Origin of the sequence: Micrococcus sp. HMSC31B01 (assembly GCF_001816085.1) — a bacterium.
GTDB lineage: Bacteria > Actinomycetota > Actinomycetes > Actinomycetales > Micrococcaceae > Micrococcus > Micrococcus luteus.
Map to the genome: position 1 here is coordinate 1 of NZ_KV825337.1, position 4626 is coordinate 4626.

Below are 4626 nucleotides of genomic sequence, written 5' to 3' on the forward strand. Positions count from 1 at the left end.
TGCGCGGCGGGGCGGCGGTCCGGTGCGTCGGGGTCCAGGCCCGCCGCCACGGCCTCGATGCGGTGCAGGAGCTCGCCGGCACCGGCGGGCCGGTCGGCCGGGTCCGGCTCGGTGCACCACAGCACGAGGTCGTCGAGGTCCTCGGGGAGCCCGGGGTGCAGCGTGGACGGCACGGGGACCCGCTCGTGGACGTGCCGGTAGGCGACCTGCAGCGCGGTCGCCGCGGTGTACGGCTGGCGGCCCGTGAGCAGCTCGAACAGGATGATGCCCACGGCGTACACGTCGGAACGGGCGTCGGCGGGCGCCCCGGCGATGTGCTCGGGGGCGAGATAGGCGGGTGTGCCCACGACGGCCTGCCCGGCCATGGTGTGGGCCGTGGCGGCGCGGGACAGGCCGAAGTCCGCGACCGTCACCCGGCCGTCGTCGCGGACGAGCACGTTCTCGGGCTTCACGTCCCGGTGCACCAGTCCGGCGCCGTGCGCGGCGGCCAGGCCGTCGACGAGCGGACGCAGGAATCGCAGCGCCTCCCGGGGCGAGAGCGGTGCACGGTCCCGGATGACGGTGCGCAGCGTGCGGCCGGGCACGTGCTCCATCACGAGGTAGGCCAGCACGTCGCCGTCCTCGGCCTCGGTGTGGCCCTGGTCCAGGACCGCGACGACGTGCGGATGGGACAGCCGCGCCGTCGTCTTGGCCTCCTGCTCGAACCGGCCGACGAGGACGGGGTCCTCCGCCAGGTGCGGGTGCATGACCTTGAGCGCCACCTGGCGGTCGAGACGCTCGTCCACGGCCAGGTAGACGGTGGACATGCCGCCCCGGGCCAGCCGCTCGACGACCCGGTAGCGGCCGTCGACGATGCCCCCCACGAGGGGGTCGCGGCGTGCGCTGCTCATCGTCCCAGGGTAGGACAGGCGGCGGACCCCTCGGGGCGGTCCGCCGCCGGCGGATCAGAACATCGCCATCGCGGCGCGCACCTTGGCCACGTAGTCCCGTGCCTCCGGGTTCAGGCCGCTGTCCAGCACCCCGCCGAGGCCCTGGTAGTAGGCCCCGATGCCCTCATCGAGGGTGGGGGTGCGGTCCTGCACGTACTTGATGAACGCGACGCCGGCCACCGCGTTGTCGTGGGGGTCCAGCAGGTTCAGCTCGCGGCCCACCAGCTCCGAGGCGAACTCGCCCGTGATCGGGATGACCTGCATCGCCCCCACGGCGTTGCCGGGGGAGACCGAGGCCATGCGGAAGCGGGACTCGGTGTACGCGTGGCCCAGGGCCAGGCGAGGGTCCACGCCCATCCGCTCGGCGGTCTCGCGGACGATCTGCTGCATCTGCTCGGGGGTGGGCTGCGGGACGGAGCGCAGCAGGCGCAGGTTCTCGTTCGCCGAGGCCGTCACGTGCGGCGCGTAGGTGCGCCCGAGGAAGGTGTCGCCGACCGCCTGGACGGCCGAGACCGGCTCCACCTCGAGGGTGCCGTCGGAGATCACGAGCACGTCGCCGGGGTGCAGCGTCGAGGCCCGCGTCAGGCCGTTGAGCTCGCGCAGACGGGGGATGGAGACCTCGAACCGCTGGGAGATCCCCCAGAGGGAGTCGCCGGAGACCACGGTGTACCGGACCGTCCCGCCGGCCGCCGTCGGGGTCGTCGACGCCGGCGCGGTGGCGGGGGTCGTGGTCGGGGCGGGCGACGCGGGGGCCTTCGGTGCGGCGGCCGTGCGCTGCGTGGTCAGGACCATGCCCGGGTGGAGCATGCTCGACGCGCTCATGCCGTTGAGCCGCTGCAGCTGCGCGGCGGAGACGCCGGTGCGGCGGGCGATGACCCACCACCCGTCGTTCGGCTGCACCGTGTAGGTCCCCGCGGCCGGGGCCGGGGCCGCCGCGCCGGTCAGGCGGAGCTCGTCACCCGGGTAGAGCACGGTCTCCAGGCCCAGGCCGTTGAACCGCAGCAGGTCGGCGACGGAGACGCCGCGGGCGGCCGAGATCCGGGTGAGGGAGTCGCCCGGGCGCACGGTGTGCACCGCCGCCTCCTGGGCGTGGGCCTGGGCGGGCAGACCGGTGAGCAGCAGCAGGGGCACCGCGCCGCCGGTCAGGACGGAGCGCAGGCAGCGGGAGCGGACGGGGGTGTGGGGCACGGCAGACCTCGGCATCGGATCGGATGGATGGAACACGACGGGGAAGTGACGGGTGGGACCCGTGGCCCCCGCGGTCGACCGACGACGTCGGCGCCCGGCCATGGAGCCTCGGCGATGTTATCGGAATGTGATCTTCGTGACCATACTGAGATCTATGCCGTCCGGGGCGCGATGGGCCGGGCCCGTCGGCGGCCACGTAGGCTGGCGCCTGTGAGCACCACTTCCTCCGACACCCCGGTCCCCGCTGACGCGATCCCCGCCGAGCTCGACGCCCTCGTGGGCGAGTGGCTCTCCGTGCCCGACGTGGCGGAGCACCTCGACCAGCGCGTGACCCGCGTCCACAACCTCGTGCATGATCGCCGCCTGCTGGCCGTGCGTCGTCCCGAGCCCGCGGTGCGGTCCGTGCCGGCCCTGTTCCTCACCGAGACCGGCGTGCTCGACTCCCTGCAGGGCACGCTCGTGCTGCTGGCCGACGCCGGCTTCTCCGACGAGGAGGCCCTCCGTTGGCTGTTCACCGAGGACGAGTCGTTGCCCGGCCGGCCCATCGACGCACTCCGGGACGGCCGGAAGACCGAGATCCGGCGTCGCGCCCAGGCCCTGGCCTGGTGAGCCGGCCCCGCGGGCGGCCTTAGCCCGCGGGGTCCGTGCCGCTCAGTGGCGGCGCGACGTGTAGGCGTCGATCAGCTGCGTGAGCTCGGCGCTGACGTCCTCGGGGACGCCGTGCGCGAGCAGGCCCGCCACGGCCCCGGCCGCCTCGTGCGAGAGCGCCGCGACCCGCTCTTCGACGGCCCGGCGCGCGCCGCACGCCTCGAGGACGCCCTGCCAGTGGGCCACCCGGTCCGCACCGAGGTCCGGGTCGCCGAGGTCCGCGTCGAGCGCGGCGGCCTCGTCCGGGGCGAGCAGCTCGACGGCGCGGGCGATGAGCACGGTCTGCTTGCCCTCCCGCAGGTCGTCGCCCGCGGGCTTGCCCGTGGTCGCCGGGTCGCCGAACACGCCGAGCAGGTCGTCCCGGTACTGGAAGGCCATGCCGAACGGCAGCGACACCCGGGCGAACGCGGTCACCAGCCCGTCGTCCGCCCCCGCCAGCAGCCCCCCGAGGGCGAGCGGGTGCACCGCCGAATAGCGCGCCGACTTGTGCTCCACCACCGCCTCGGCGGCCGCCTCGGCCTCGCGGGCGTCGCGCGCCGCCGGGGCCATCTCGGCCACCACGTCGAGGTACTGACCCGCCATCACGCCGAAGCGCATCCGCTCGAGCTCGACCCGCGCCCGGTCCTCCCGGGGCGTGCCGGCGAGCACGCGCGCGAAGGCCGTCTCGCTCATCCCCAGCGCGACGTCGCCGGCGAGGATCGCGGCGGAGACGCCGAAGTGCTCCGCGGCGTGCCGCCAGCCCGCCTCCCGGTGGAGGGACTCGAAGCGGCGGTGCACGCTGGGCATCCCGCGGCGGGTGTCCGAGCGGTCCAGGATGTCGTCGTGGATCAGCGCCGCGGCCTGGAACAGCTCGAACGCCGCCCCCGCCTCGGCGATGCGGGGGTCCTCCGCCTCGCCACCGGCCGCCCGCCAGCCGAGCCAGGCCAGGACGGCGCGCAGGCGCTTGCCGCCCGCGGTCAGGTCCGCGATCGCGTCCACGAGGGGCGCGGTCAGCGGGTGGACGTCCCGGGCGAGGTCCCGGTGCTCCGCCAGCAGGCGGTCGAGGGCGTCGGCGACGGCGGCGCGGAAGCGGTCCTGGTCGGCGGGACGGGGGCGGGGGACGGCGACGTCGGCGGGCATGGCCCCACCCTAGCCGCGCCGCGCGACGGATCGCCGGTCCCGGATAGGCTCGGTCCATGTCCGAGACCGCGCCCGCTGCACCCCGCGATGAGGCGACGATCCTCCACGTGGACATGGACGCGTTCTTCCTGTCCGTCGAGCTGCGCGAACGGCCCGACCTCGAGGGGCGTCCCGCCGCCGTCGCCGCCCCGAGCGGCCGGTCCGTGGTGCTCTCCGCCTCGTACGCGGCGCGGGCCTACGGGGTCCGCTCGGCGATGCCCCTGGCGCACGCCCGCGCCCTGTGCCCGCCCCTCGTGGTCATCCCGCCGCGCCAGCAGCTCTACCGGGCCGTCTCCGCCGAGGTGATGGCCGTGCTCGCGGACGTGACCCCCGTGATGGAGCAGCTCAGCGTGGACGAGGCGTTCCTCGACGTCGCCGGCGCGCGCCGTCGGCTCGGCCCGCCCGAGCACATCGGCCACCTGATCCGGGAGCGCGTCCGCTCCGCGCTGGGGCTGCCGTGCACCGTGGGCGGCTCGGCCGTGAAGTTCGTGGCCAAGACGGCGTCCACCGCGGCCAAGCCCGACGGCCTGCTGATCGTGCCGCCGGAGCGCACCCTGGACTTCCTCCATCCGCTGCCCGTGGGCCGGCTGTGGGGCGTGGGCCCCAAGGCGGCCGAGCGGCTCGCCCGGCGGGGGGTGGCGACCATCGGCGACCTCGCCCGGGTGGACCCCGCGCGACTGGAGGCGTCGTTCGGGGCCGCCGG

5 protein-coding genes are annotated in these 4626 nt (G+C 75.6%); 2 read left to right on the plus strand and 3 right to left on the minus strand.

Annotation, left to right across the window (positions count from 1 at the left end; all coding sequences use genetic code 11):
* Together HMPREF3105_RS10410 and HMPREF3105_RS10415 are read right to left on the minus strand one after the other, a co-directional pair.
* Nucleotides 1–890: protein kinase domain-containing protein (locus HMPREF3105_RS10410; RefSeq protein ID WP_246830377.1), on the minus strand; the 890-nt coding region annotated here is incomplete at its 3' end.
* A gap of 54 nt (nt 891–944) precedes the next feature.
* A complete protein-coding gene (locus HMPREF3105_RS10415) occupies nt 945–2117 on the minus strand; it encodes a LysM peptidoglycan-binding domain-containing protein (protein ID WP_063189735.1) in 1173 nt (390 codons plus the stop codon).
* Nucleotides 2118–2327: 210 nt separating this feature from the next.
* On the opposite strand from HMPREF3105_RS10415, the gene HMPREF3105_RS10420 reads away from it, so the two are divergent.
* Nucleotides 2328–2726, plus strand: a complete 399-nt coding sequence (locus HMPREF3105_RS10420) for an Rv2175c family DNA-binding protein (protein WP_044659490.1) — start codon at nt 2328–2330, stop codon at nt 2724–2726.
* Between the two features lie 42 nt (nt 2727–2768).
* Here the strand turns inward: HMPREF3105_RS10420 and HMPREF3105_RS10425 are convergent, their stop codons facing one another.
* Entirely contained in the window at nt 2769–3884 is a 1116-nt protein-coding gene (locus HMPREF3105_RS10425) for a polyprenyl synthetase family protein (protein WP_063189733.1), read from the minus strand.
* 56 nt (nt 3885–3940) lie between these two features.
* On the opposite strand from HMPREF3105_RS10425, the gene HMPREF3105_RS10430 reads away from it, so the two are divergent.
* Nucleotides 3941–4626: Y-family DNA polymerase (locus HMPREF3105_RS10430; RefSeq protein ID WP_141762511.1), on the plus strand; the 686-nt coding region annotated here is incomplete at its 3' end.

Coding starts and splice junctions, on each gene's coding strand:
- HMPREF3105_RS10425 (WP_063189733.1), bottom strand. CDS start 3,884: ATGCCCGCCGACGTCGCCGTCCCCCGCCCCCGTCCCGCCGACCAGGAC.